This is a genomic window from Stenotrophomonas sp. YJH_SMC_40 (genome assembly GCF_059368615.1).
Window position 1 is genome coordinate 166,255 of the sequence record NZ_JCAFRX010000008.1, and the last position, 26,483, is coordinate 192,737.

A 26,483-nucleotide genomic window follows, 5' to 3' on the forward strand; every position below is an offset into this window, starting at 1 on the left:
CAACCCTTTGATTGTTCTGGATGCCGGCAGCCGATAGCGGCATTCCCTCGGGCATTGCTGCATCGCCGCATGCCCGGCGTGGTTCAGCTGTGCTTTAGTTTGGATCGATCCACAGGGGAGGGCGTCGGGACGGTCTTGAACCGATCCAGGTGCCCGGATCAGCCGTAGTGCCGCGCCACCACTCGTCCGTGCGTTCACACTTTCGAAGAGCAACCACCCATGGCTCAGTCCGTCCGCAAGCGTCGTCACCTGCTGTCCCAGGGCCTGGTCCTGGCCCTGTTGCCCCTGGCTGCCAGTGCGCAGGAGGCCGCCAGTTCGTCCACCAAGGATCTCGACGCGGTCACCGTCACCGGTTCGCGCATCAAGCGCGCCAGCGTCGAAGGCCCGGCACCGGTCAACGTGATCACCGCCGCGCAGATCCAGAAGGAAGGCTTCGTCAGCGTGTACGACGCGCTGAAGACCCTCACCGAAGCGACCGGCACTGTTGAAGCCGCCTCGCAGTGGGGCTCGCACACGCCCAATGCCAGTGGCCTGAACCTGCGCGGGATGGGCCCGAACCGCTCGCTGCTGCTGGTCAACGGCCGTCGCGTGGCCGACTACCCGCTGCCCTATGGCGGTGAAACCAACTTCTCCAACTACGGCAACATTCCGGCCGCGGCGGTGGAGCGCATCGAAGTGCTGACCGGTGGCGCCTCGGCCATCTATGGCTCGGATGCGATCGCCGGCGTGGTCAACGTCATCTTGAAGACCAACTACGACGGCGACGAAGTGCGCGTGCGTGGCGGCACCTCCACCGAGGGTGGACGCGACACCTGGGACCTGTCCTGGGCCGGCGGCAAGACCGGTGACAACTGGAGCGTGACCTACGCGTTGCAGTACACCAAGCGCGATCCGTTGTTCGGCCGTGACCGCCCGCAGATGGACGATGCCGATGATGCGCCGTACCCGTCCTGGAACATGGAACAACGCAAGGTCGGCTTCCGTCCTACCGCCGGACTGGCGTTGATCGATCCGACCACGGGCCAGCGCCTGGCGCCGCCCACCGGCACCTGCGAGAAGTTCGGCAGTGAGTACTACACCGCCGATCGACTGGTCTACAACTACACCGCCAACACCATCACCAACACCGGCCGCCTGTGCGGCATGAGCGCCGACTACGCCAACTGGCTGCTCACCGGCGGTGCCGAGAACGTGTCCGGCAACCTGTATGCCACCTTCGATTTCAGCAACGACCTGCAGGCCTGGACCAATCTGGCGGTCTACCGTTCCGAAGCGATCTGGGGCACCAATCCGCCCGGCGTGTCGCTGATCGACGATGACAACGGCTACTACTGGGACGCCAACCGCAACCGTCCGATTCTTGGCGTGCGCCAGTTCACCCCGAATGAGGTTGGCGGGCTGGATACGTTGCGCAACACCAACCGCGAACTGTCCTGGGACTGGAGCGCCGGCCTGCGTGGCCGCCTCGCCGACCGCTTCGACTGGAGCGCCACGGTGGGGCGCTCGTACTACCGCGTGGAAGAACGGCAGAACGTGGTCGACAAGCAGAAGTCGTACGACTACTTCCTCGGCCCGAAGCTGGGCACCACGGCCGATGGCGAGGCGATCTACGCCTTGAACGAATCGCGCTGGTGGAATCCGCTGACGCCGGACCAGTACTGGCAGATGGGTACGGTGGCGAAGAACCGTGCGGCGTCCTGGGTCAACCAGGCCTCGGCCGATATCACCGGCGAACTGTTCCAGGGCTGGGCCGGCCCGATCTCGTTCGCCGCAGTGGCTGAAGTCGCGCAGCAGGGTTATCACCTCAGCCCCGACCCACGTGCCGGCATCGACTTCGACCTGCAGAACGTCGATCGCGGTGGCGGCGAGCGCACCCGCTATTCGGCCGGCGTCGAGTTCAAGATTCCGCTGCTGGACAGCGTGACCGCCACTGCGGCCGCGCGCTATGACCGCTATGGCAACTACAAGGCCGACGACAGCAGCGAAGCACTGAACATCGGCAGCCAGAAGGAAACCACCTGGAACGTCGGCCTGGAATGGCGCCCGGTTGAATCGCTGCTGGTGCGTGGCTCCTATGCCACCAGCTTCCATGCGCCGGACATGCATTACCTGCTGGGCCAGCCGAGCAGCTCCGAAGTGCAGACCTATGACCGCCTGCGCTGCATCCAGAGTGGCGCGTACCTGGTCAACAACTGCGGCGTGGGCAACACCGATGTCTGGTACACCTTCGACGTGAACCGGCGTGGCACGCCGCTGCTGCGCTCGGAAACCGGTGATTCGTGGACGGTCGGTTTCGTCTGGGACGTGATGCCGAACCTGTCGGTCAGTGCCGACTACTGGGCGATCAAGCTGGAAGACATGATCGTCGACGTCGGCGCCGATGAGGTGCTGGCCAGCGAGGCCGGCTGCCTGACCGGCAAGAACATCGATGGCACGCCATGGGCCAATCCGGCCGGTGGCGAATACTGCGCCGGCATCCTGGCCCGCGTGAACCGTGACGGCAGCGGCCGCCTGGTGTCGATCGAGCGCGGCCCGTTCAACCTGGCCAGCCGCGAAGTGCGTGGTGTCGACCTGACCGCACGCTATCGCCTGGAAACCGCGCAGTGGGGCAGTTTCCAGCTGGGCCTGAACTACACCAACCAGATCTCGACCAAGGAACAGCGCTACGCCAACGACTCGAACCCGGAACGCCGCGACCGCGACCTGCGCAGCAAGCTGCGCGCGAGCCTGGCCTGGCAGCGCGGCAACTGGAATGCCAATGTCTATGCCGACCGCGTGGGCTCGGTGCCGGGCGTGCGCTACCACTGGGGCACCGACCGCCTGGACAACCCCGGCGGCTGCCTGCCGTTCGCCGACGGCTACGTGCCCAGCGACAGCCCGTCGCTGAACTGCCTGGAGCCGGCGACACGTCCCGACGGCTCGCCGAACCCGAACCCCAATGCCGGGCAGCAGACGGCGCGCTACTACGGTCGAGTGGGGCCGTTCATCACCTGGAACTTCAACGTGGGCTACCAGGTGACCGAACACGCGAAGGTAAACGTGTACGTCAACAACGCCTTCAACTCCGCCAGCTGGAACCACAAGGACCCGTACAAGCTGGATTACGACTTCGCCCCGACCCGCCTGCTTGGCGCGGTCGGCCGCGAGTTCGCGTTGGAGTACGTGTTCACCTTCTGAGCAGACCCGCAGGGGGCGCCGGGCCTGATCCGCCTGGCGCCTCCGTCCGCTCAGCAGTTCCACGCCATGCGTGGATGAACCCCATCATGAACCCCGGGGTGGCTGGATTTGACCTTCCCACGATGGCAAGGTTTAGCCTGTCCGCATCCAGAAGGAACCCCGGGAATCCGATCATGAGCACGCCCCGCGCCACTGCAGCCCCCGCAAGCCCTGCCACCATCAGCCTGCCCATCGAGGGCATGACCTGCGCCAGCTGTGTCGGCCGGGTCGAGGCGGCGCTGTCCAGGGTCGAAGGCGTGGGCAGTGTTTCGGTCAATCTGGCCACCGAGCGCGCGGATATCCGCCCGTCCGGTCCGGTCGATCGGGCCGCGTTGATCCAGGCGGTGGAGCGGGTGGGCTACGACGTGCCCCCCGCCACCGTTGAACTGGCCGTGGACGGCATGACCTGCGCCTCCTGCGTGGGCCGCGTGGAGCGCGCGTTGCTGGCGGTGCCAGGCGTGAGCCAGGCCAGCGTGAACCTGGCGACGGAGCGTGCGACCGTGCGCGGCGTGGCTGATACGGCCGCCTTGGTTGCGGCCATCGACAAGGTCGGCTACGCCGCCCGCCCGATCGAGGCCGGTGTGCAGTCCGATGATGAAGCCGCTGAAAAGAAGGATGCCGAGCGCGCCGAACTGAAGCGCGACCTGATCGTGGCGACCGCGCTGGCGCTGCCGGTGTTCGTGCTGGAGATGGGCTCGCACCTGATTCCCGGCATGCACGAATGGGTGATGGCCACCATCGGCATGCAGGCCAGCTGGTACCTGCAGTTCGTACTGACCCTGCTGGTGCTGGCCATTCCCGGCCGCCGTTTCTACCAGAAGGGGTTCCCGGCACTGCTGCGGCTGGCGCCGGACATGAATTCACTGGTGGCGGTGGGCACCGCCGCGGCGTTTGGCTACTCGGTGGTGGCGACCTTTGCACCGCGGCTGCTGCCGCCGGGCACGGTGAACGTCTACTACGAAGCGGCCGCGGTCATCGTTGCGCTGATCCTGCTCGGCCGCTTCCTCGAGGCCCGCGCCAAGGGCCGTACCTCCGAAGCGATCAAGCGTCTGGTCAACCTGCAGGCCAAGGTCGCGCATGTGATCCGTGACGGCCGAACGGTGGATGTCCCGGTCAATGAAGTGCTGAGCGGCGACGTGGTGGAAGTGCGCCCGGGCGAGCGCGTGCCGGTGGACGGCGAGGTGGTTGAAGGCCGCAGCTACATCGACGAATCGATGATCAGCGGCGAGCCGATCCCGGTCGAGAAGCAGCCGGGCAGCAGCGTGGTGGGCGGTACGGTCAACCAGAAGGGCGCACTGACGGTACGTGCCACGGCGGTGGGCGCGCAGACCATGCTGGCGCAGATCATCCGCATGGTCGAACAGGCGCAGGGCTCGAAGCTGCCGATCCAGGCGGTGGTCGACAAGGTCACGCTGTGGTTCGTGCCGGCGGTGATGCTGGCCGCGCTGGCGACCTTCGCAGTCTGGCTGATCTTCGGCCCGTCGCCAGCCCTGAGCTTCGCGCTGGTCAACGCGGTAGCGGTGCTGATCATTGCCTGCCCGTGCGCGATGGGGCTGGCCACGCCGACCTCGATCATGGTCGGTACCGGCCGCGGCGCCGAAATGGGCGTGCTGTTCCGCAAGGGCGAAGCACTGCAGCTGCTGAAGGACGCGAAGGTGGTGGCGGTGGACAAGACCGGCACGCTGACCGAAGGCCGCCCGCGCCTGACCGACTTCGAGATCACGGACGGTTTCAATCGCAGCACCGTGCTGGCGGCGGTTGCCGCAGTGGAGTCGCGCTCTGAGCATCCGATTGCCCGCGCCATCGTCGATGCAGCCACCGAGCAGGGCATCGCGCTGCCATCGATGGTCGATTTCGAATCGGTCACCGGCATGGGCGTGCGTGCCAACGTTGATGGTGCGCGGGTGGAGGTCGGTGCCGATCGCTTCATGCGCGACCTGGGCGTGGACATCACTTTGTTCGCGACGCTGGCGGCAGAGCTGGGCACCCAGGGCAAGTCGCCGCTGTATGCCGCCATCGACGGTCGCCTGGCCGCAATCATCGCGGTATCCGATCCGATCAAGCCGAGCACGCCGGCCGCAATCGCGGCACTGCATCAGCTTGGCCTGAAGGTGGCGATGATCACCGGTGACAACGCTGGTACCGCGCAGGCAATCGCGCGCCAGCTCGGCATCGACGAAGTGGTGGCCGAGGTGCTGCCGGAAGGCAAGGTCGAGGCGGTGCGCCGCTTGAAGGCCACGCATGGCCATGTCGCCTTCGTCGGCGACGGCATCAACGATGCGCCGGCACTGGCTGAAGCCGATGTCGGCCTGGCCATCGGTACGGGTACCGACATCGCGGTGGAGTCGGCCGATGTAGTGCTGATGTCGGGCAACCTGCAGGGCGTGCCGAATGCCATTGCGCTGTCGAAGGCGACGTTGGGCAACATCCGGCAGAACCTGTTCTGGGCGTTCGCCTACAACACCGCGTTGATCCCGGTAGCGGCAGGCGTGCTGTACCCGGTCTGGGGCGTGCTGCTGTCGCCGGTATTCGCGGCCGGTGCGATGGCGCTGTCCAGTGTGTTCGTGCTGGGCAACGCACTGCGCCTGCGCCGCTTCCAGCCGCCGATGGCGGATGCCGCCGCTGCCACCCACTGAAGGAGATCCGCATGAACATCGGTGAAGCCGCCAAGGCCTCCAGCGTGTCGGCGAAGATGATCCGCTACTACGAACAGATCGGCCTGATTCCCGCCGCTGATAGAACCGAGTCGGGCTACCGGGCGTATTCGCAGGCGGACATCCACCGCCTGCGTTTCATCCGCCGCGCGCGCGATCTTGGCTTCCAGGTGGCCGAGATCACTGATCTTCTGGGCCTCTGGAATGACACCTCGCGGCACAGTGCCGACGTGAAGCACCTGGCTGAACAGCACATTGCTGATCTTGAACAGCGCATCGAGCACATGCGGCAGATGGCCGACACGCTGAAATCGCTGATCAGTTGTTGTGCGGGCGACGAGCGCCCGGAGTGCCCGATCCTGCAGCGGCTGGGTGAGGACGATCAGACGCCGGTGCCGGTCGATACCGCGAAGACCGGTGCGGTGCGGCGGCGTACGCACAAGCATTGACTCGATATCGCATGCATGAAAAAGCCCGCCGGGTGCAGCAGCACCGGGCGGGCTTTTCTGTGTGAGACGGGGGCAGGGGATCAGGCAGTACGTGGCGGGAAGCCGGCGTCGTTCACTGCGGCGAAGACGTCTTCCTGCGATGCGGTGGTCTGCACCTTGACCAGGCCGGTCGGCGGGTCGGCGACCACGCTGGCGTTGGGATCGATCTGCTGGATCGCACGGGTCACGCTGCGCGCGCAGCCGCCGCAGGTCATGCCATCGACATGGAATTCCATCTGTAGCTCCTTCGGTGCTCTTGGGGTGGAGTCAGTGTGCACCTTCCAACGATGTCAGGGTCAAGCGCCGGGCTGAACGAAAGGCAAGGCGCCGACAAAAAAACGGCAGCCACCTGTACCAGCGCGGCTGCCGTGGAGGAACGTCCCCGCCAGGGCGGGGCGTGGGTTGCACCGGGGCGCGCCCGGGCAACCCGGTGTTGCCTTAGAACTTCCAGGTAGCGCCGAAGTACAGCTGGCGGCCTGCATAGGTATTGGAGACCAGGCGTGCCTTGGTGTCGCTTCCCAGGTGCACGCGCTGCTCGGACTTGGTGGCATTGATCACCGAGGCGGTCAGGGTCCAGTCCGGGGTCAGGTTGTAGGCCACGTTCAGGTCCAGCTGGTCATACGGCTCGGTGTAGACGGTGAGGCCATTGTTGAGCCCACCGACCACCTGGCCGCGACGGTTGAACGAGGCGCGCGCGAGGAACTTCTCGTTCTCGTAGAAGACCGTCACGTTGGCCTGGTTCTTGGCGCTGCCGACCAGCGGCGAGGAGCCGATTTCCTGCCCGTCCAGAACAATGGAAGCCAGGTTGGTGTCGTTGTAGGTGTAGTTGGCCTGCACGCCGAAGCCGAAATCGAAGGTGTACTGGCCATACAGCTCGACGCCCTGCGACACACCATCGCGGCCATTGGCCTGGGTCTCGTAGCGCTGCACGTTCACCGCTTCACCGTTGATGACCATGGGCGTGTCGCGCACCACCGGCAGGGTGAAGTTGTCCACGTTCTTGCGGAACAGGCTGACGCCGGCGACCGCGCCAGGCTGGAAGTACCACTCCAGGCCCAGGTCGAACTGGGTGGCCTTGAACGGCTCCAGCTGCTTGTTGCTGCCCTGGCCGACCCAGCCTGCGGTCGATGCGCCACCGGCAACGCGGCGATCATTGACGTACTCCTCGCTGTAGTAGCTCAGCGCGCCCGGTGCTGCGATATCGGTGTAGCCAGGGCGGGCGATCACCTTCGATGCGGCACCACGCAGCACCAGCGTGTCGGTGATGTCCCATGCAATGTTGAAACTCGGCAGCACGTCGGTGTAGGTGCGGTCCACGCCGATCAGGCTGTAGGTCTTGCTCTGCGCCAGGTCATGCGGCAGGCGCACGAAGCCGCTCTCACAGCTGTAGGTCGGGTAGGCCGCAGCGGCGGGGTCGGTGCACGCCATCGGCGCGCCGGACGCGTTGTCCAGGAAGTAGTCGTTGAACTTCTCGATCGAGTCGGAAGACTGCGCGAACTGCTTGGTGCGCACCACACGCACGCCGACATTGCCGCGCAGGCGCTCGGTGCGGAAGTTGGCCTGGAAGTAGCCGGAGTAGATCTTCTCGTTGACGTTGTAGACGAAGTCTTCCTCGGTACGGTTGTGCGAACCACCGTAGGTCTTGTTCAGATAGTCGATGTACGCCGGGTAGTTGATGCCCGGGAACACGTTGGCATTGAAGCCACCGGCAATGTTGCTGATCGGGTTCGACAGGAAGAAGCCGGGCTGCGCATCGCCGGCAGTCGGATCGCAGCCACTCTGGTAGCGGCTGTTGTCATAGTCGGCCGGGTCACGGCCCGGGCATACCCAGTAGGTGTTGCCGGTGTTGCGGTGGACCTTGCCATCACGGTACTTGGCACCGAACTGGATCGAATCCAGCCAACCGGACTCGAACAGCTTGGTCACGTCGGCCTGGAAGTAGTTCTGCTTGACCTCGGTGCGCTTCCACGACGAATCGGTCGAGCCGGTGTCGACTTCGGCGATGCCGTTCATCAGCTGCTGCTGCAGGTCGGGCGAGAAGGTGGCAGACGGCGTGCCGGTCAGGTCCCATGCGCTGTACTGGTTACCGGACAGGTAGTCGTTGCCGACCTTGCGGCGCGGCTTGGCCGACATGCGGAAGTTCATCGACGGACCACCTTCAGACCAGGTGCGGCCACCGGTGAACGAGGCCTTCCACAGCGGGCTGATGTCCCAGTTGATGGTCAGGTCGGCGGTCTGCGACAGCGCCTTTTCCTTGCTGTAGCCACCGGTCAGCTGCGGTGTCGGAATCGTGCAGTCGTCCGGGCCCCAGCCGCCGGGCTTGAGGCCGGCGGCCTTGGCCTGGTCTTCGCTGCAGTAGTAGGTCTTTCCGGCCAGCTTTTCGAACTGGGCACCGGTGACGGTGTTGCCGCTGGGGTCGAAATCCAGGCCGTTGAGCAGGCGGCCGCCGGCCCAGTTTCCATCGCCGTTGAAGCGGGCCATGCTCCATTCCGGAATCTTCAGCATGTTCTGGGTGTAGTCACCCTGCAGCTCGAAGCGGAAGTAGTTGGCGGTCATCGTGACGTTGTCGACCGGCTTGAACTGGAAGGTCAGCTGGCCGCCCTTGCGCTCGCGCTTTTCTTCCTTCACGGCGAAGTTGACCGAGGTCGGCATGAAGAAGTCGCTGTAGTTGCCGCCGGTCTGGTTGTTGAAGCCGGACTTGCCCCACCAGTAGTGGATGCCGTCCTGCTGCTGCACATTGCCATAGGCGTCGCGTGCCTTGCCGGCCCCGTACCACTGGTAGTCCTCGGTGCTGGCTTCCATGGTACGGGTCGTGCGCTTCTGCTGCGTCACGCCGACCAGCACGCCGAAACGCTCATCCTTGCTGTGCCACGAATACAGGGCCGAGGCCTGCGGGTCGATATCGTGGTGGGTATCGGAGGAGGTGCCCTCGAGCGTGACGAAGCCCGAGTTGGACTCCATGTCCAGCGGACGGCGGGTGTGCAGGATGACCGTGCCGCCGATGCCGCCTTCGTCGATGCGTGCTTCCGGCGACTTGAACAGCTCGGCGCTGGACAGCATGTTCGACGGCAGCAGGGTGTAGTTGAACGAACGGGTGGCTTCGTCGTTGGTTTCCGACGTGGCCACGTAGTTGCCATTCAACTGGGTCAGGGTCAGGTCCGGCGCAAGGCCGCGCACGCTGACACTCTTGCCTTCACCACCGCTGCGGGTGATGACCACGCCGGGCACGCGCTGCAGTGCGTCGGCCACGTTCTTGTCGGGAAACTTGCCGACGTCCTCGGCAGTGATCACTTCGACAACGGCGTTGGCGTCGCGCTTCTGCTCAAGGCTCTTTTCGATGGCGTAGCGGTAGCCGGTGACCTGGACGCTGTCCAGGTTGGTGGCTTCCTGCGAGCCGGTGGTGGTTGCCTGCTGCGCGGCGGCGCCGGCCGGAACGACGGCGGCGGCCAGGGCCAGCGCGATGGCCAGCGACAGTGCGTCCTGGCCATGCGTACGTGTTGAATGCTTCATTCCCATCTCTCCCTCTCTCCTGGATTGATCCGGTGACGTGGCACGGACAACTTGAATCGATCTAATTTGAAGTGACATTGTCGCTATCGCCATGCAGTGGCAGTTGCACCGTGCGCGTGGCCTGGTACGTCCTGTTGCCGCTCCCCCAACTCCCGGCCATCGCAATGTCGGCTTGGATCGATCTAAGCGATGGGCGGGCGTTTTTTAGCATGGGTCGCCCGTGGGCGCATGCTGCTCCGCAATATGGTACTGGCGTGGCGAAGGGATGACGGTTTGCTGAAAACAGTGAAATCGTTTTCGTGCGCAGGGGAGGGTGGGTCGGGAGGGCTGCGCCCTGCACCCGCGGTGTGCCGGCCGCTGGCCGGCAACAACCCAAAGCCAAAGCCAAAGCGGCTCTGGTTTTCTGCTGGTTTGGCGGGGCGGTGTGGGCTGGCAGGACACGCCGTAAACCCCCCTTCCGGGGTCCGGCCCAGCCGCTGGCGGCTGTGCGTTCGGGCGCTTGCGAAGCAGTGCTTCGCAAGCAAAGCGCCCTCACCCCTGGGGCTCGATGGCGCCATCCATGGCGCCAACGGTCCTGCCAGCCCACACCGCCCCACCTTTGACAGTTTCCCGGTGACGGTTGGACTGATCCTGGAACGACATGGGGTCCTGGGGCCAGATCCGTTTTCCTTTGGAAAACGGATCTGACCCCAATCGATTTCGTTATCTGACAGAGATTCATCCACGCATGGCGTGGATCTACAGATCGCGGGACTCTGTCGAAGGCGGGGTGGGTCCGGTTGCGGGGGCGTGAGCCGCATGGATGCGGCGACCGAGCTTACATGGACGTACTTGCAGCGTCCCCCGTAACCGGACCCACCCCGCCATCCCACGGACAGCCGGCTTTTGCTGTTGCTGTTGCTCCAGCTCGAAGCAGGTGCAGGGCGCAGCCCTGCCGAACACCCCCTCTCATGCTGCGCCGCAGAATGCATTCGGCTGAAGCCGCATGCTCTACTTGAATCGATCTAAATCCACGGTCTGGTGGGTCGGGCGTCATTCCAGGGGGAGCTCTCTGCCGGTCACGGCGGGACTCAGCGGAACGGTGCCGAACGATCCCGGCCGTCTGCCTCCGCGTCATCGACTACAGGAACCCGACATGCGTCCAGTGCCGTCCGCTCCCGCCGTCCCATTGTCCTCCCGCCCGCTGGCGCGCTTGGCCTGTCTGCTGGCATTTTCGGCCATGCCGATGCTGCTGCAGGCCGCACCGGCGGCGCTGGAGCGCGAGGTCAACACCTTCATCGGCAGCAAGGACGACGGCAATACCTTCCCCGGCGCATCGGCACCGTTCGGCCTGATCCAGGTCAGCCCGATCGGCAGCCACTATTCCGGCTGGCGCTACGACGACGAGAAGATCCGCGGTTTCGGCCACTCCTTCATCTCCGGCGCCGGTTGCTGGGAGCAGGGCGGGCAGGTGTCGATCCTGCCGGTCACCGGCAGCATCGGTCCGGGCGGCGATTTCGATACTGCTGACGCCAAGAACTTCAACCACAAGACCTATGCCGCTTCGTACACGCATGACGGCGAGATCGGCCAGGCCGGCTATTACAAGGTGCGCCTGACCAGCTACGGCGGCATCGACGCCGAGGCCACCGCGCGTACGCGTGCCGCGGCCGAGCGCTACACCTTCAGCCAGCGCCAGGGCGAGGGCCACGTGCTGGTCAACGTCGGCCAGGCCAACGAACGCCACTCGGTGATCGGCAGCGTGGTCGATGTGGTCGGCGACCGCGTGGTCGAGGGCAAGCTGGTCACCAAGAGTTTCTGCGGCGGCCATCAGTACACCACCTGGTTCCGCATCGAGTTCGACCGCCCGTTCAAGGCGCATGGCACCTGGGGCGAGGGCGGCGGCCTGCCGGGCGCGCGTCACAGCATGGAAGGCGAACAGAAGCCGAACGGTGCCTGGCTCAGCTTCGACCTGGCCAAGGGCCAGTCGGTAACGGCGATCACCGCGATATCGCACGTGGATGCCGAGGGCGCGCGCATCAACCTGCGCGCGGAAGGCATGGAGGGCGGCGCGCTGCTCGGTTTCGACCGGATGCGCGCGCTGTCCCAGCAGTCGTGGCGCGAGCAGCTGGGCCGGGTGCGCGTGCAGGGCGGCACCGCCGACGACCGCGCTGTGTTCTACAGCGCGGTCTACCACGCGCTGCTGCAGCCGATGACCGGCAACGACGCCGACGGCCGCTACCGCGGCTATGACGATGGCATCCACCGTGCCGATGGCTGGACCTACTACGAGTACTTCTCGCTGTGGGATACCTACCGCGCGCAGAACCAGTGGCTGGCACTGACCCGCCCGGACGTGGCGCGCGACATCGGCCGTACCCTGCTGGCGATCGACGAGCAGGGCGGCTGGCTGCCGCGCTGGGGCTATGCCAACTTCGAGACCAACATCATGACCGGCGATCCGGTCACCCCGTTCATGGTCGACCTGTGGCGCTTCGGTGCGCTCAAGGGCCGTGAATCGCAGGCCTGGGATGCGCTGCGCCGCAATGCCTTCGGCACGCCGCCGCTGAACTCACGCATGGCCGGCCGTTCCGGCAACCCGACCTACCTGGACAAGGGCTATGTGGTCTACGACCGCGCGTTCCCGTCCAAGGGCATGGACGTCGATCCGCACCACGGCGGTTCGGCAACGCTGGAATACGCACTGGCCGACTGTGCGCTTTCGCAGATGGCCGATGGCCTCGGCCATGCGCAGGACGCGGCGACGCTGCGTGAGCGCGGCCGCAACTGGCGCAAGGTGTGGGACCCGCAGGTGCGCGACGCCGAGACCGGCTTCACCGGTTTCCCGCGCCCGCGCACCGAGGATGGCCAGTGGTACACCCCGGCCGATGGCCACTACAGCCCGCGTTCGCACCACGGTTTCCATGAAGGCACGGCGTGGCAGTACCAGTGGCTGGCGCAGCAGGACGTGCCGGGGCTGGTCGAAGCGATGCAGGGCCGCGAACAGGCCGGCCGCCGCCTCGACGCATTCTTCGCGATGGACGCGCTGCAGGCCGATCCGCTCAACGCCGCCCGCAAGGAGTGGGTGGTCGGGCCGTACAGCTACTACAACCAGTTCCGCTACAACCCGAACAACGAGCCGGACCTGCACTCGCCGTGGCTGTACACGCTGATCGGCCAGCCGTGGAAGACCGCGGCCGTGGTGCGTGCCGCGCAGCAGTTGTTCACCAACGCGCCCAATGGCGTGACCGGCAATGACGACCTCGGCACGATGTCGGCCTGGTATCTCTTCAGCGCCATCGGCGTGTACCCGGCGGTGCCGGGCAGCGGCCAGTTCCTGCTGCACACCCCGCGCTTCAGCAAGGTGGAACTGGACATGGGCAATGGCCGGACGCTGCGCATCGACGCGCCGGGTGCCGATGGCCGCCGCCTGCAGTACGTTCAGGGCGTGCAGGTCGATGGCCAGGCGCATGCGCCGGTCTGGCTGGACTGGAACCAGCTGCAGCAGGGCCCGCGCCTGCAGTTCGCGCTTGACGCGAAGGCGCCGGAGCAGGGCTGGGGTACGGCGGTGAAGGACCTGCCGGTGTCCTGGTGCGCGGCACCGGGCAGCCAGCTGCGCTGAGCCGGACTGTGCCGTTCGCGGTGACCCAGCGAACGGCACGGCACGACACGGCCCTGATCCATTAGGCTTGAGCCTCCAGCGGAGTCCGGGAAGACGATGAACGACAACGGCAGCAGTCCCAGCAAGCGCGCCGGCAAGGCAGTGACGGTGACCGACATCGCGCGTGCCATCGGCGTGTCACGGGCGACCGTGTCGCTGGTGTTGCGCGGCAGCCCGCTGGTCAACGTCGATACCCGTGCCAAGGTCGAGGCCGAGCTGCGCCGGCAGCGCTATGTCTACAACCGCGCTGCCGCCAACCTGCGTCGACGTACCTCGTCGAGCATCGCGCTGGTGATCAACGATCTTTCCAACCCGTTCTTCGCCGAATTCGCGTCCGGCGTGGACGAGGCGCTGGGCGGACGCGGTTACGTGACCCTGCTCGGCAGCACTGGCGAATCGCCGGAGCGCCAGCAGGCCGTGCTGTCCACGTTGATGGAGCACACCCCCGCCGGCCTGATCCTGTCGCCGGCCGAGGGCAGCGATACCGTGCAGTTGCGACAGGCACTGGGTGCCAATGCCAACGTGCTGCTGTTCAACCGCGAGCTGGAAGGGGCCGACTGGGATTTCCTGACCCTGGACAACCAGCACGGCGCCTATCTGGCCACGCGCCACCTGATCGAGCGCGGACATCGCCAGATCGCCTTCTTCGGCGGCCACGCCGCTTCCAGTTCCTGCCACCAGCGCCGTGCCGGTTTCCAGCAGGCGCTGGCCGAGGCCGGTCTGTCGCTGCCGCCGGGCTGGATGATCGAGTCGGCACCGAACCGCCTGGAAGCCGCAGCGCGCACCGATGAGCTGTTTGCCGATGGCCATCGGCCGAGTGCGGCGGTCTGCTACAACGACACCGTCGCGCTGGGCCTGATGCTGGGCTTGAATTCACGGGGCATCCGTCCGGGAGGTGACTTTGCCGTTACCGGCTTCGACGATATTTCCGAGGCTGCGGTGGCGGTGCCGCCGTTGACCACGCTCACCGCCGATCCGCGCGAGCGGGGCCGGCAAGCTGCGGCGCTGCTGCTGCAACGACTGGACGAACCGGACGCGCCGCCACGGCGCACGGTCGCGCCGGTGCAGTTGCGCATCCGCGAAAGCAGTGCCGCACGACCGAACTGATTTATTCCATACACCCCTTCCACGCAACAACGACCTTCCGCGCATCGAGGCGCGTACCGCATGCCGATCTCCGCAACGCCCCGTCCAACGGGATCTTCGGGCAACGCACCTGCCGTCACCAACGGCAAGGCGCTGGCCGTGGTCACCACGATCTTCTTCATGTGGGGCTTCCTGACCTGCCTCAATGACATCCTGATCCCGCACCTGAAGGCGGTGTTCGAGCTGAACTACGCCAAGGCGATGCTGGTGCAGTTCACCTTCTTCGGCACCTATTTCCTGATGTCGCTGCCGGCGGGTCGGCTGGTGGCGGCGCTGGGCTACAAGAAGGGCATCGTGGCCGGCCTGGTGATTGCCGGTATCGGTGCGCTGGGCTTCTGGCCGGCGGCCGAGCTGCGCGTGTATGGCGCCTTCCTGGGCGCACTGTTCGTTCTGGCCACCGGCATCACCGTGCTGCAGGTTGCTGCGAACCCCTACGTCGCGCTGCTGGGCCCGGAGCAGACCAGCTCCAGTCGCCTGACCCTGGCGCAGGCACTGAACTCGCTGGGCACGGCCATCGCCCCGATCTTCGGCGGCATGCTGATCCTGTCCAACACGGTGAAGAGTGCCGATGACATCGCGGCACTGCCGGCCGCCGAACAGCTGGCCTACCGTGCCGCCGAGGCGCAGGCCGTGCAGGGCCCCTACGTAGGCCTGGCCGTTGCGCTGGTGCTGCTGGCGCTGTTCGTATACCTGTTCCGCCTGCCGGCACTGAGCGACGCCACCGAGCAGGCCGACCAGGGCCACCACCACAGCTACCTGGATGCGCTCCGCAAGCGCCACCTGCTGCTGGGTGTGCTGGGCATCTTCTTCTACGTCGGTGCCGAAGTTTCGATCGGCAGCTTCCTGGTCAACTACCTGTCGATGCCCAACATCGGCGGCTTCAGCGAGCAGGAAGCCACGCATTACGTGTCGGCCTACTGGACGATGGCGATGATCGGCCGCTTCGCCGGCTCGGCGCTGCTGGCGCGCTTCTCGCCCAGCCGCCTGCTGGCGATCTTCGCGCTGGTCAACGTGGGGCTGCTGGTCACGACCATGCTGACCTCCGGCAACATCGCGCTGTACTCGGTGGTGGCGATCGGCCTGTTCAATTCGATCATGTTCCCGACCATCTTCGCGCTGAGCATCGAGCGCCTGGGCCCGCTGACCAACAAGGGTTCCAGCCTGCTGATCATGGCCATCGTCGGCGGTGCGGTGGTGCCGTACCTGCAGGGCGTGCTGGCCGACCACATCGGTGTGCAGGCCAGCTTCATCCTGCCGCTGCTGTGCTACGGCTACATCATTTTCTACGGACTGGTCGGCGCACGTACGCCGGCTTCCGCAACGCAGGGAGGCTGAGTCCGGAATGGGTTCCATCGTTTGCTTCGGCGAAATTTTGATCGATCTACTAGCGCAGCCGCCGGCCTCGGCCGATACGCCGCGGGCGTTCCTGCAGTACGCCGGCGGTGCGCCGGCCAACGTTGCCGTGGCCGCTGCGCGGCTGGGCGCGAAGACCCAGTTCGTCGGCATGCTCGGCCGTGACATGTTCGGTGACTTCCTGGCCGACAGCCTGGTCGAGCACGGCGTGGGCACGGAGTACATCGTGCGTACCGATGCGGCGAAGACCGCGCTGGCCTTCGTCGCCCTCGACGCCAGTGGCGAGCGCAGCTTCAGCTTCTACCGCCCGCCGGCCGCCGACCTGCTGTTCCGTGACAGCGATTTCCAGGCCGCCTGCCTCGACAGTGCGCAGTGCTTCCACGTCTGCTCCAACAGCCTGACCGAGCCGGGCATCGCCGAGGCGACCTTTGCCGGCATGGACCGTGCACGTGCGGCCGGAGCGGTGGTCAGCCTCGATCTGAACCTGCGTCCCGCGCTGTGGCCGGCGAACGAGGATCCGACGCCGCGCCTGTGGCAGGCGCTGGAACGCGCCGATCTGGTCAAGCTGTCGCGCGAGGAACTGGACTACCTGGCCGCGCCGCTGGGCAGTGACGGCGAGGCGACGGTGCTGCGGCGCCTGCTGGCCGCGCAGGCGCGCTGGGTCATCGTCACCGACGGTGCGGCCACGCTGCACTGGTACACCCGCGACAACCACGGCACGGTCACCAGTTTCCGCGTGGCCACGGTCGACACCACGGCTGCTGGCGATGCCTTCGTCGGTGGCGTGCTGGTCGGCCTGCTGGAGCGCGGTGGGGCGGGCGCTGGTTTCGCTGCGTTCTGCCAGGACCCGGAGGCGATCACCGCCACGCTGCGTTTCGGCGCCGCCGTGGGGGCGCTGGCTGTTACCCGCAAGGGCGCGTTCGCCGCAATGCCCTCGCTCGATGAAGTGCAGCAGCTGCTGCAGGCCCAGGACATTACCGCATGAGCACCTCGCCCGATTTCCGTTCGCCCGCGTTCCTGCGCGCGCACATCGCCGATACCATGGCGTTCTACCATCCGCGCTGCATCGATCCGGACGGCGGCTTCTTCCACTACTTCCGGGATGACGGCAGCGTCTACGATGCCAGCCACCGCCACCTGGTGAGCAGCACGCGCTTCGTCTTCAACTACGCGATGGCCTACCGCGAATTCGGCAATGCTGAATACCGCGAGGCGGTCGAGCACGGCGTGCGCTACCTGCGGGACGTGCACCGCAACCCGGCCACCGGCGGCTATGCCTGGACCCTGCGCGACGGCAAGGTCGAGGACGACATGAACCACTGCTACGGCGTGGCGTTCGTGCTGCTGGCCTACAGTTGCGCGCTGAAGGCCGGTATCGAACAGGCGCGTGTGTGGATGGACGAAACCTGGCAGCTGCTGGAAGCGCGCTTCTGGGAGCCACAGCACGGCCTGTACAAGGACGAGGCCGATGGCCAGTGGAACTTCACCGGCTATCGCGGCCAGAACGCCAACATGCACATGTGCGAGGCGATGCTGGCGGCGTTCGAGGCCAGTGGTGAGCAGCGCTATGTCGAGCGTGCGCTGCAGCTAGCCGACAACATGACCCGCCGCCAGGCGGCCAAGGCCGGCGGGCTGGTCTGGGAGCACTACGATGAGAACTGGGAAATCGACTGGGACTACAACCTGGACGACCCCAAGCACCTGTTCCGCCCATGGGGCTTCCAGCCCGGCCACCAGACCGAGTGGGCCAAGCTGCTGCTGATCCTCGATCGCCACGTGCAGGCCGACTGGCTGGTGCCGACCGCGCAGCACCTGTTCGATGTGGCTGTGGCGCGCAGCTGGGACGAGGCGCGCGGTGGCTTGTACTACGGTTTCGCACCGGAAACGCGCCGACAGGCGGGCATGGACGGTGCGCCGATCGGTGGCGACAGCTTCGTCTGCGACGACGACAAGTATTTCTGGGTGCAGGCCGAAACGCTGGCCACCGCCGCGCTGATGGCCAAGCGCACCGGCGACGACCGCTACTGGCAGTGGTACGAACGCATCTGGGCCTACGCGTGGGAGTACTTCGTCGACCACCAGTACGGTGCCTGGTTCCGCATCCTTGATGCCGACAACCGCAAGTACAGCGACGAGAAGAGCCCGGCTGGCAAGGTGGATTACCACACCATGGGTGCGTGCTACGAAGTGTTGAACGTGGTGCGCTGAAGATCGTTCGAAGGCAGTAGTGCCAGGCCATGCCTGGCAATCCGGAATCGGCAGCGCCGGGCGACGCCCGGCGGAAAAACAGGAGCTCCGCGTGCATCGTCTTTCCCTCGTTGTCCGTCTGCTCCTGCTGCTGATCGCAGTCTCCGCCTTCCCGGCAACTGCAGCCCCGCTGCAGGCGCGATGGGAATTCCGCATGCTGCCCGGCGATGCGCAGGGCGCCGCCCACCCGGGCCTGCAGCAGTGGCGTGCGGCGAAGGTGCCGGGCAGCGTGCACACCGACCTGCTCGCCCACGGGCTGATCCGCGATCCGTACGTCGGTGCGCCTGAGGCAGAGCTGCAATGGATCGGGCTGGCTGCCTGGGAGTACCGCGCCCGCTTCGACGTGGATGCGGCGACACTGGCCAAGCCCAATGCCGAGCTGCGCTTCGACGGGCTGGATACCTATGCCGAAGTCAGCCTCAACGGCAGGCCGCTGCTGCACGCGGACAACGCGCACCGCACCTGGCGTGCGCGCGTGGACGGGCGCCTGCGCGCGAATGGCAATGAACTGCAGATCGTGTTCCGTTCGCCGATCCGCACACTGCTTCCCGGTGTACAGGCGATGCCGCACAAGATCGCTGGCAATTACCCGTCGCCGTATGGCGATGAGCCCAAGGAAGCGATGGTCGGCAACTTCGCGCGCAAGCCGGCCTATCACTTCGGCTGGGACTGGGGCCCGCGCTATGTCACCGCCGGCGTGTGGCGCGGGGTCGACCTGCAGGCCTGGGATGCGCACCGCCTGACCGATCTTGCCGTGCGTACCGATGCATTGAGCGCGGAGCAGGCGAAGCTGGCCGTGCTGCTGGAGATGGAGCAAGGCGCAGCGGCCGGTTCTGCGGTGGTGAATGTCGATGTGCGCGATCCGCAGGGTCGCAGCGTGGCCCAGGTGCAGCGCACGGTGCTGCTGAAGCCCGGCCAGAACGCCGTCGAAGTACCGGTCGAACTGGTCAAGCCGCAGCGCTGGTGGCCGGTCGGCCACGGTGCACAGGACCGCTACACCGTGCAGGTCCGCCTGGATGATGGCGCCGATGCAGCGCTGGTGCGCGAGCAGCGTATCGGCCTGCGCACGGTTGAACTGCGCCGCGAGGAAGACGGCAAGGGCGGGCAGGGCTTCGCTTTCGTCATCAACGGCGTGGAGATCTTCGCAAAGGGCGCCAACGTCATTCCGTTCGATGCCTTCCCCGCACGGGTCGACGCCGCGCGCCTGCGCCAGGTGCTGACCGCCGCACGCGACGCCAACATGAACATGCTGCGCAACTGGGGGGGCGGCTACTACGAGGACGATGCCTTCTTCGACATCGCCGACGAACTGGGCCTGCTGGTCTGGCAGGACTTCATGTTCGGTGGTGGCATGCAGCCGGGCTACGATCCGGCCTTCCGTGCCAGCGTGGTGGCCGAGGCACGCGACAATGTGCGCCGGCTGCGCCATCACCCCAGCATCGTGCTGTGGTGTGGCAACAATGAGGAAGAAACCGCATGGAAGGACTGGGGCCACGGCCGTGACCTGAAGGCGGCCGACCCGGCGTTTGCGGCAAAGGTCTGGCAGGGTTACGTCGATCTGTTCGGCAACGACCTGCGCCAGGTGGTGGGCGAGGAGGGGCTGGGCGTACCGTACTGGTCCAGCTCGCCCAGCAACGACCTTGACGAAAAAGCCAACGACTCGACCCGTGGCGACAAGCACTACTGGCAGGTCTGGGGCAATCCGGCGCTGCCGGTTCAGGCTTACCTGCGCGAGACGCCGCGCTTCATGTCCGAGTACGGCCTGCAGGCATGGCCGTCGGTGGCCACCGTGGACCAGATCGCCACCCGCGCCGAGCAGCGCATCGACAGCCCGGTGATCCGCGCGCACCAGAAATTCATGGCCGGCGAGGGCAACAGCCGCCTGCTGCACTACATCGAACTGGGCTACGGCACGCCTAAGGACTTCGAGGACTTCGTCTACCTCAGCCAGGTGATGCAGGCCGATGGCATCGCGCTGGCCGCGTTGCACCATCGCGCCTCGCGGCCGTACACGATGGGCTCGCTGTACTGGCAGCTCAACGACGTCTGGCCGGGTGCTTCATGGTCCAGCGTGGACTACTTCGGTCGCTGGAAGGCATTGCACTTTGCCGCGCGGCGCTTCTTCGCGCCGATCACGCTGGCGGCATTGCGTGATGAGGGCAGTACGCGGGTGCGCCTGATCAATGATGGCGCTGCCGCAGATGCACGTTGGCGGCTGCGGGTGATGGATGTGGATGGCAAGGTGCTGCGTCGTCGCGAGGACGCGGTGACGTTGACGGCGGCGGGCGTCACCTCGATTGGTGATTTCCGCGATGCCGAGCTGCTGGCCGGTGCCGATCCGAAGCGCACGGTGGCCGTGTTCGAGCTGCTGCAGAACGGGGCGGTCAGTGCCCGCCAGGTCGTCGGATTCCTCGAAGCCAAGGACCAGGTGTTGCCGCGGCAGAAGCTGAAGGCCACCCTGTCCATCGAAGGCGATCACTATCGTCTACGCCTGGAAAGCGCGGCTTACGTGCGCGCGACGTGGATCGATTTCGGCGCGCTGGATGTGCAGGTCGAAGACAACCTGCTGGACCTGCTGCCGGGCGAGACCCGGGACATTGCGGTGCGCGGCCCGGTGGACCTGACTGCCCTGCGCGAAGCAATGAAGCTGAAGACCCTCAACGATCGTTGAGGGCGGCGTATCCCGCATTGGCAGGTGCCAACCTGGGTTGGCACACCCGGAACATGCCAACCAAGGTTGGCATCCACCAGACGCGGAGCCGGGCAGGTGTGGACCGCTGGTCCGCCCACCTCGATCGTTGAGGGCGGCACATCCTGTTTTGGTAGGTGCCAACCTTGGTTGGCACACCCCGAACATGCCAACCAAGGTTGGCATCCACCAGACGCGGAGCCGGGCAGGTGCGGACCGTTGGTCCGCACACCTTGATCGTTGAGGGCGGCACATCCTGTTTTGGTAGGCGCCAACCTTGGTTGGCACACACCGAACATGCTAACCAAGGTTGGCATCTACCAGACGCGGAGACGGGCAGGTGCGGACCGTTGGTCCGCCCACCTCGATCGTTGAGGGCGGCACATCCTGTTTGGGTAGGTGCCATCCTTGGTTGGCACACCCCGAACATGCCACCCAAGGCTGGCATCTACCAGACACGGAGCCGGGTAGGTGCGGACCGTTGGTCCGCGCACCTCGATCGTTGAGGGCGGCACATGCTGTTTTGGTAGGTGCCAACCTTGGTTGGCACACCCGGAACATGCCAACCCAGGTTGGCATCCACCAGACGCGGAGACGGGTAGGTGCTGACCGTTGGTCCGCACACCTCTCTTCTTTACAGCTGGATCTGCTGGAAGTTCTCGACCCGCTCGTGGCCGTTGGCGGCCTGGCCGATGCGCGGCATCGGGTAGTCATCCAGGCGATCAATCAGGCGGGTCTGCAGGCCGGCTTCGCGGGCGGCGTCCAATTCCTCCACCACATCGGACAGGAACACGATCTCGCCGGCCGGCACGCCGATCGCCTGCACGATGCGGTGGTAGCTGTCGGCCTCGCGCTTGCCACCGATCTCGGTATCGAACCAGCCCGACACCAGCGGGCTGAGGTCACCGGCATCGCTGAAACCGAAGAACAGCTTCTGCGCCGGCACCGAGCCGGAGGAGTACACGTACAGCGGCAGGCCGGCAGCGTGCCAGCCCTTCAGCACCGGCGCCACTTCCGGGTAGAAGTGCGCGGTGTAGTCGCCGCGGCGGTAGCCTTCATCCCAGATCAGGCCCTGCAGCGCCTTCAGCGCGGTGTGCTTGCGGTCCTGGTCGATCCAGCCCTGCAGCGTCTCGGCGACCAGGCTGTCCTGGCAGGCGCCGCCGATCTCGGTAGCCACCGCGTCCAGCCAGCGGCGGACCTCCGGCTGCTGGCCATGTTCGGCGACGAACGCCGGCAAGGCCTTGCGGGCATAGGGGAACAGCACGTTCTTGACGAACGAGATGCTGCTGGTGGTGCCTTCGATGTCGGTCAGGATGACGCGGGGCTGCATGGATCAGGACGCCTGGGTAGGTACGTAACGGGGGAACTTCTGCGCGATGTCGGTGCCGGTGAAATGACCCACCCAGCCGTCCGGCTCGGTGAAGAAGCGGATCGCCACGAAGCTCGGTTCATCGCCCATGTCGAACCAGTGGGTGGTGCCATCGGGCACGGCGATCAGGTCGTCCTTCACGCACTCGATCTCATAGACCTTGTCACCCACGTGCAGGGTGAACAGGCCGGAGCCTGCGACGAAGAAGCGCACCTCGTCTTCCTTGTGGAAGTGCTCGTCGAGGAACTTCTTCCGCAGCTCGGCGCGGTTGGGGTTGTCCGGGGCGATCGAGGCGACGTCCACGCTCTTGAAGCCGCGCTCGGCGACCAGGCGGTCGATGTCCGCACGGTAGGCAGCGAACACTTCCTCCTGGCTGGCGCCCGGCGCGACTGGCGCGGTGGCCTGCCAGCGCTCGAAGGTGACGCCGATCTTCTGCAGTTCGGCAGCAATGACCGCGCCGTCCTGGGTGTCCAGCAGCGGCGATTCGGGGCGGGTGTCGTCGTAGATGCGCAGTCGGCTCATGGCGGCAGCTTGAACGTCTCGGGGGGAAGACAGGGTAGCAGGGTGGGGACGAGGCGCAGATTCCGGATCGGCATCTGCACCTGCGCACGGGTTCAGCCGCGCAGCTTGCGCAGTTCCAGTTCGCAGTGGAACAGGAATTCGAAGGCTTCCAGATGACGGCGCGCCTCGGCCATGTCACGGCCCCAGGCGTACAGGCCGTGGCCGTCGATCAGGTAGCCCCACAGGTTCTGGCGGTCGAGCAGATCATCGACCTGCTTCGAAAGCACGTTCATGTCCTGGGTGTTGGCGAACACCGGTACGTCGATGGCCATCTCGTGGGTGCTGTTGCCGGCGAAGGCCTTCAGCAGTTCGTAGCCTTCCAGGTGCACATGACCCTGCGGCGCGTACAGGCGCGAGGCAATGGTCTGCACCGGCGAATGGGTGTGCAGTACGCAGCCGATTTCCGGGAAGCGGCGGTACAGCTGGGTGTGCAGCAGGGTTTCGGCGGAGGGGCGCAACGGGCGGCCCACGGCCTGGCCGTCGAAGTCCACCACCATGATGTCGTCCTCGATCAGGCGGCCCTTGTCCTTGCCCGAGACGGTGATCGCGGCGTGGCGGTCGTCCAGGCGGTGGGAGAAGTTGCTGCTGGTGGCCGGGGTCCAGCCGGCCTGGGCCAGTTCGCGGACGTTGTCGATCAGCAGCTGGGCCAGTTCGCCCAGGCGGGCGGTGTCGTAGGGAAAGGTGGTGGTGTCCATGGACGGCATTTTACGTGATCCGGCCCGATGCTGGGCCCGCGCGGGTACCGCCTGCCTGCTGCGTGGGCAACGCGAAGCGGTGTGCTGGCAGGCGGCGCGCAGGGGTTGGATCGAGGCAAGCACAGCGCTGGCTGAATGGGGAGGGCAGCGCTCCCGCTGGAAGCGATTCCGGTCGTGGACAGCCCTCTTGCCGCGAAACATCATCGGATTGCCGCAGAAGTTCCGGCGAGCGCCAAGGAAAGGAGTACTTCGATGATCGCGCGCGCGATGGGGATGATGGGGGCGATTGGCATCATGCTTGCCAGCAGTGGCTGCACGATGGAATGGGTGAAGATGGATGCGGGTGCGCGGTCATTCGGCCCCGCCCATTCGAGTTGCAGGGCGCAGGCCGACGATCACTGGCCGGTCAGGAATGAAGTGGCCACGCGCACCGTCTACGAAGACCGCAAGGTGCCCTGCAGGCTTGATGAAGTCTGCGCCATTGACGGCAAGTACAACATGGTACCCATGCCGAAAGAGGAGAGTTACATCGTGGACGTCAATGCGTCCGACCGCAGCAGCGAGTTCAATGCCTGCATGGCCGGTGCCGGCTGGCAGCAGCAGCTCATCTGGTTCAATCGCCGCTAGGCGGAGCCGGCGCGGCGGACGGCAGCGGCTCGACCGGTTGCTGCTCAACGGACTCGAGGCAACAGTGGCCAGCGGAGAATGACGTGGCTCTGCGAACCGTTCAGGCGCTGAGGCTGGAGACGAGCAGGGGGCAGGACAAGAACACGTACGACGTGGACGGAAAGTACGAGCGCGTGCAGCGACCGGAAATCGAGAAGGATGAGGGAGATGGCTACGTGTATGCGACTGGCCGTTGCTGCGGGGCTTGCGCTGTTGACCGGCGGTTGTGCGACCGAATGGGCACGCTTCAGCGACCATGCCGATCCGCTGGATGAGTCGCGTTGGCACTGCAGGGCCGAAGCGAACGAGAAGTGGCCGGAGAAGATTGAGGTTGTCGAGCGCACCGAGGAGATCGAGGTGCTGACCGTCTGCAAGGAAGGCGAGACATGCGACGTGGATGGCAAATACAAGAAGATGCTGATGCCAAAGACCGAGCGCCACACCGTGGACGTCAACGCCAAGGAGAATCACGAGCACTTCATGGGCTGCATGGGCGGCGCAGGCTGGATACAGAAGACCATCTGGTTTGGCCGCAGATGATCATCGTCGGGCGCCCTGGTCGCTGGGAATGACCATCATCCACGCATGGCGTGGATCCACCGGATGCGCCGGGAGAGTGTCGAAGGTGGGGAGGGGTGAGGTTGCGGGGGCGTGAGCCGCATGGATGCGGCGACCGAGCTTACAGGGATGTACTTGCAGCGCCCCCCGCAATCTCGCCCCTCCCCGCCAAACCCTCAGACCCGCTGTTGCCGTTGCCGTTGCTCCGGCTTCAAAGGCGGGTGCAGGGCCGCAGGCCCTGCAATCCCTTTACTTCACCCGCAGGCGGCTGTGCCTGAAGCCGTAGCAGAAATAGATCACGAAACCGACGAACGTCCACACCCCCATCAGCATCCAGTTGTGCATCGTCATCGCCGACAGCAGGGCAAGGCAACTCAGCACGCCCAGACTGCAGATCAGCCACGCCATCGGCATGCGGAACGGGCGCGGCAGGTCCGGCTGGGTACGGCGCAGGATCAGCACGCCGGCGCAGACTGCGGCGAACGCGATCAGCGTGCCCATCGAGGTCAGCTCGCCGAGGATGTCCAGCGGGAACAGCGCCGCCAGCAGCGCGATGCCGATGCCGGTGATCACGGTGTTGATGTGCGGAGTGCGGTACTTCGGGTGGATCCTGGTGAACACCGGCGGCAGCAGGCCGTCGCGGCCCATGATCATGAAGATGCGCGGCTGGCCGATGATCATCACCAGCACCACCGAGGACAGGCCGACCAGCGCGCCGACCTCGACCACCCAGCGCAGCCAGCCCAGCTGCGGATGCGCGGCCACGGCAGTCACCACCGGCTCGTCGGTGCCGAGCAGCTGGAACGGCACCAGGCCGGTCATCACCGCAGCCATCGCGATGTACAGCACGGTGCAGATCACCAGCGACAGCATCATGCCGAACGGCATGTCACGCTGCGGATTCTTCGATTCCTGCGCCGCCACCGACACCGCTTCGAAACCGATGTAGGCGAAGAACACCATCGCCGCGCCACGCAGCACGCCTTCCATGCCGTACTTGCCGGGGCCTTCGTTGGCCGGGATGAAGGGCGTCCAGTTGCTGGTGTCCACGTACTTCCAGCCGACCACGATGACCAGCAGGATCAGGCCGGTCTTCAGCACGACCATTGCCATGTTCATCGCCGAGGACTTGCTGATGCCGACGTAGCACAGCCAGGTCAGCAGCAGTACCAGCGCAGCGGCCGGCAGGTTGGCGATCGCGCCGGTGGGGCGCAGCTGTGCATCGAGTGGGGCGCTGACCAGCGCCGCCGGTAGATGGATGTCGAACTGGCTGAGCAGGCTGAGGAAATAGCCGGTCCAGCTGACTGCGACCGCCGAGGCGGACACGCCGTACTCGAGCACCAGCATCCAGCCGATGAACCAGGCCGAGAGCTCGCCGAAGGTGGCGTAGGTGTAGGTGTAGGCGCTGCCGGAGACCGGCACCATCGAGGCGAACTCGGCATAGGCCAGTGCGCAGAAGGCGCAACAGATGGCGGCCAGTACGAACGACAGCATGATGGCCGGGCCAGCGTGGTTGGCGGCGGCCTGGCCGGTGATGACGAAGATGCCGCCGCCGATCACCGCGCCGATACCGAGGGCGGTCAGGCCCCAGGGGCCGAGGTGGCGGCGCAGGCTCAGGCCGTTGGCGTCTTCATGGGCGGCATGCGGGTGCTTGGTGGCCCACAGTTGCTTGAACATGTGTGGTGGTCTTG

Annotated in this window: 17 protein-coding genes; 11 read left to right on the forward strand and 6 right to left on the reverse strand. The window is 65.9% G+C overall.

The features are described from left to right. The first annotated feature begins 219 nt into the window (after window positions 1-219). The 3 genes from AC5P6X_RS16305 (at window position 220) to cueR (ending at window position 6,319) form a co-directional block, all read left to right on the forward strand. Complete coding sequence (locus AC5P6X_RS16305; protein WP_123958516.1) at window positions 220-3,177, forward strand: TonB-dependent receptor plug domain-containing protein; 2,958 nt, start codon at window positions 220-222, stop codon at window positions 3,175-3,177. Between the two features lie 173 nt (window positions 3,178-3,350). Next, the gene (locus tag AC5P6X_RS16310; RefSeq protein ID WP_123958517.1) at window positions 3,351-5,852 is read left to right on the forward strand and encodes a heavy metal translocating P-type ATPase; all 2,502 of its coding nucleotides are present in this window, start codon (window positions 3,351-3,353) and stop codon (window positions 5,850-5,852) included. 11 nt (window positions 5,853-5,863) lie between these two features. Continuing rightward, the gene (gene cueR, locus AC5P6X_RS16315) at window positions 5,864-6,319 is read left to right on the forward strand and encodes a Cu(I)-responsive transcriptional regulator (RefSeq protein WP_005409440.1); all 456 of its coding nucleotides are present in this window, start codon (window positions 5,864-5,866) and stop codon (window positions 6,317-6,319) included. A gap of 80 nt (window positions 6,320-6,399) precedes the next feature. Here cueR and AC5P6X_RS16320 read toward each other — a convergent pair whose 3' ends face one another. Beyond that, window positions 6,400-6,594, reverse strand: coding sequence for a heavy-metal-associated domain-containing protein (locus tag AC5P6X_RS16320; RefSeq protein ID WP_005409441.1), 195 nt, complete (start codon window positions 6,592-6,594; stop codon window positions 6,400-6,402). A gap of 202 nt (window positions 6,595-6,796) precedes the next feature. After that, window positions 6,797-9,874, reverse strand: a complete 3,078-nt coding sequence (locus tag AC5P6X_RS16325) for a TonB-dependent receptor (protein WP_329756796.1) — start codon at window positions 9,872-9,874, stop codon at window positions 6,797-6,799. A gap of 1,129 nt (window positions 9,875-11,003) precedes the next feature. On the opposite strand from AC5P6X_RS16325, the gene AC5P6X_RS16330 reads away from it, so the two are divergent. The 6 genes from AC5P6X_RS16330 to AC5P6X_RS16355 all read left to right on the forward strand — a co-directional run bounded on the left by AC5P6X_RS16330 (window position 11,004) and on the right by AC5P6X_RS16355 (window position 20,925). After that, on the forward strand, window positions 11,004-13,469 hold the full coding sequence (locus AC5P6X_RS16330; protein ID WP_123958518.1) for a GH92 family glycosyl hydrolase: 2,466 nt from the start codon (window positions 11,004-11,006) through the stop codon (window positions 13,467-13,469). A 96-nt stretch (window positions 13,470-13,565) separates the two neighbouring features. Next, the gene (locus AC5P6X_RS16335; RefSeq protein WP_005413180.1) at window positions 13,566-14,615 is read left to right on the forward strand and encodes a LacI family DNA-binding transcriptional regulator; all 1,050 of its coding nucleotides are present in this window, start codon (window positions 13,566-13,568) and stop codon (window positions 14,613-14,615) included. Window positions 14,616-14,675: 60 nt separating this feature from the next. Next, window positions 14,676-15,989: an L-fucose:H+ symporter permease gene (gene fucP / locus AC5P6X_RS16340; RefSeq protein WP_005409446.1), complete on the forward strand. Its 1,314-nt coding sequence runs from the start codon at window positions 14,676-14,678 to the stop codon at window positions 15,987-15,989. A 7-nt stretch (window positions 15,990-15,996) separates the two neighbouring features. Beyond that, a complete protein-coding gene (locus AC5P6X_RS16345; protein ID WP_123958519.1) occupies window positions 15,997-16,992 on the forward strand; it encodes a carbohydrate kinase family protein in 996 nt (331 codons plus the stop codon). Next, window positions 16,989-18,215, forward strand: a complete 1,227-nt coding sequence (locus AC5P6X_RS16350) for an AGE family epimerase/isomerase (RefSeq protein ID WP_123958520.1) — start codon at window positions 16,989-16,991, stop codon at window positions 18,213-18,215. The genes AC5P6X_RS16345 and AC5P6X_RS16350 overlap by 4 nt, the downstream gene beginning before the upstream one ends. A 91-nt stretch (window positions 18,216-18,306) precedes the next feature. Beyond that, on the forward strand, window positions 18,307-20,925 hold the full coding sequence (locus tag AC5P6X_RS16355; protein WP_329756798.1) for a beta-mannosidase: 2,619 nt from the start codon (window positions 18,307-18,309) through the stop codon (window positions 20,923-20,925). Between the two features lie 652 nt (window positions 20,926-21,577). Here the strand turns inward: AC5P6X_RS16355 and mtnC are convergent. From mtnC to AC5P6X_RS16370, 3 genes are all read right to left on the reverse strand, one after another. Then, window positions 21,578-22,273: an acireductone synthase gene (gene mtnC, locus AC5P6X_RS16360; protein WP_099497644.1), complete on the reverse strand. Its 696-nt coding sequence runs from the start codon at window positions 22,271-22,273 to the stop codon at window positions 21,578-21,580. 3 nt (window positions 22,274-22,276) lie between these two features. Then, a complete protein-coding gene (locus AC5P6X_RS16365) occupies window positions 22,277-22,834 on the reverse strand; it encodes a 1,2-dihydroxy-3-keto-5-methylthiopentene dioxygenase (RefSeq protein WP_005409451.1) in 558 nt (185 codons plus the stop codon). A 92-nt stretch (window positions 22,835-22,926) separates the two neighbouring features. After that, the gene (locus AC5P6X_RS16370; protein ID WP_088435781.1) at window positions 22,927-23,568 is read right to left on the reverse strand and encodes a methylthioribulose 1-phosphate dehydratase; all 642 of its coding nucleotides are present in this window, start codon (window positions 23,566-23,568) and stop codon (window positions 22,927-22,929) included. Window positions 23,569-23,820: 252 nt separating this feature from the next. On the opposite strand from AC5P6X_RS16370, the gene AC5P6X_RS16375 reads away from it, so the two are divergent. Both AC5P6X_RS16375 and AC5P6X_RS16380 read left to right on the forward strand, forming a co-directional pair. Then, on the forward strand, window positions 23,821-24,195 hold the full coding sequence (locus AC5P6X_RS16375; protein ID WP_032957971.1) for a hypothetical protein: 375 nt from the start codon (window positions 23,821-23,823) through the stop codon (window positions 24,193-24,195). Window positions 24,196-24,402: 207 nt separating this feature from the next. Continuing rightward, a complete protein-coding gene (locus AC5P6X_RS16380) occupies window positions 24,403-24,774 on the forward strand; it encodes a hypothetical protein (RefSeq protein WP_329756801.1) in 372 nt (123 codons plus the stop codon). 267 nt (window positions 24,775-25,041) lie between these two features. Here the strand turns inward: AC5P6X_RS16380 and AC5P6X_RS16385 are convergent, their stop codons facing one another. Beyond that, on the reverse strand, window positions 25,042-26,469 hold the full coding sequence (locus AC5P6X_RS16385) for an amino acid permease (protein ID WP_049407148.1): 1,428 nt from the start codon (window positions 26,467-26,469) through the stop codon (window positions 25,042-25,044). Window positions 26,470-26,483: the final 14 nt, after the last annotated feature.

What these genes read in the sequence shown, in the direction of transcription:
- AC5P6X_RS16305 (WP_123958516.1), top strand. Translation starts at nt 220, where the DNA reads ATGGCTCAGTCCGTCCGCAAGCGTCGTCACCTGCTGTCCCAGGGCCTG.
- AC5P6X_RS16320 (WP_005409441.1), bottom strand. Translation starts at nt 6,594, where the DNA reads ATGGAATTCCATGTCGATGGCATGACCTGCGGCGGCTGCGCGCGCAGC.
- AC5P6X_RS16335 (WP_005413180.1), top strand. Translation starts at nt 13,566, where the DNA reads ATGAACGACAACGGCAGCAGTCCCAGCAAGCGCGCCGGCAAGGCAGTG.
- AC5P6X_RS16345 (WP_123958519.1), top strand. Translation starts at nt 15,997, where the DNA reads ATGGGTTCCATCGTTTGCTTCGGCGAAATTTTGATCGATCTACTAGCG.
- AC5P6X_RS16310 (WP_123958517.1), top strand. Translation starts at nt 3,351, where the DNA reads ATGAGCACGCCCCGCGCCACTGCAGCCCCCGCAAGCCCTGCCACCATC.
- AC5P6X_RS16365 (WP_005409451.1), bottom strand. Translation starts at nt 22,834, where the DNA reads ATGAGCCGACTGCGCATCTACGACGACACCCGCCCCGAATCGCCGCTG.
- AC5P6X_RS16375 (WP_032957971.1), top strand. Translation starts at nt 23,821, where the DNA reads ATGATCGCGCGCGCGATGGGGATGATGGGGGCGATTGGCATCATGCTT.
- AC5P6X_RS16385 (WP_049407148.1), bottom strand. Translation starts at nt 26,469, where the DNA reads ATGTTCAAGCAACTGTGGGCCACCAAGCACCCGCATGCCGCCCATGAA.
- AC5P6X_RS16380 (WP_329756801.1), top strand. Translation starts at nt 24,403, where the DNA reads ATGGCTACGTGTATGCGACTGGCCGTTGCTGCGGGGCTTGCGCTGTTG.
- AC5P6X_RS16330 (WP_123958518.1), top strand. Translation starts at nt 11,004, where the DNA reads ATGCGTCCAGTGCCGTCCGCTCCCGCCGTCCCATTGTCCTCCCGCCCG.
- AC5P6X_RS16370 (WP_088435781.1), bottom strand. Translation starts at nt 23,568, where the DNA reads ATGGACACCACCACCTTTCCCTACGACACCGCCCGCCTGGGCGAACTG.
- fucP (WP_005409446.1), top strand. Translation starts at nt 14,676, where the DNA reads ATGCCGATCTCCGCAACGCCCCGTCCAACGGGATCTTCGGGCAACGCA.
- AC5P6X_RS16325 (WP_329756796.1), bottom strand. Translation starts at nt 9,874, where the DNA reads ATGGGAATGAAGCATTCAACACGTACGCATGGCCAGGACGCACTGTCG.
- AC5P6X_RS16350 (WP_123958520.1), top strand. Translation starts at nt 16,989, where the DNA reads ATGAGCACCTCGCCCGATTTCCGTTCGCCCGCGTTCCTGCGCGCGCAC.
- cueR (WP_005409440.1), top strand. Translation starts at nt 5,864, where the DNA reads ATGAACATCGGTGAAGCCGCCAAGGCCTCCAGCGTGTCGGCGAAGATG.
- mtnC (WP_099497644.1), bottom strand. Translation starts at nt 22,273, where the DNA reads ATGCAGCCCCGCGTCATCCTGACCGACATCGAAGGCACCACCAGCAGC.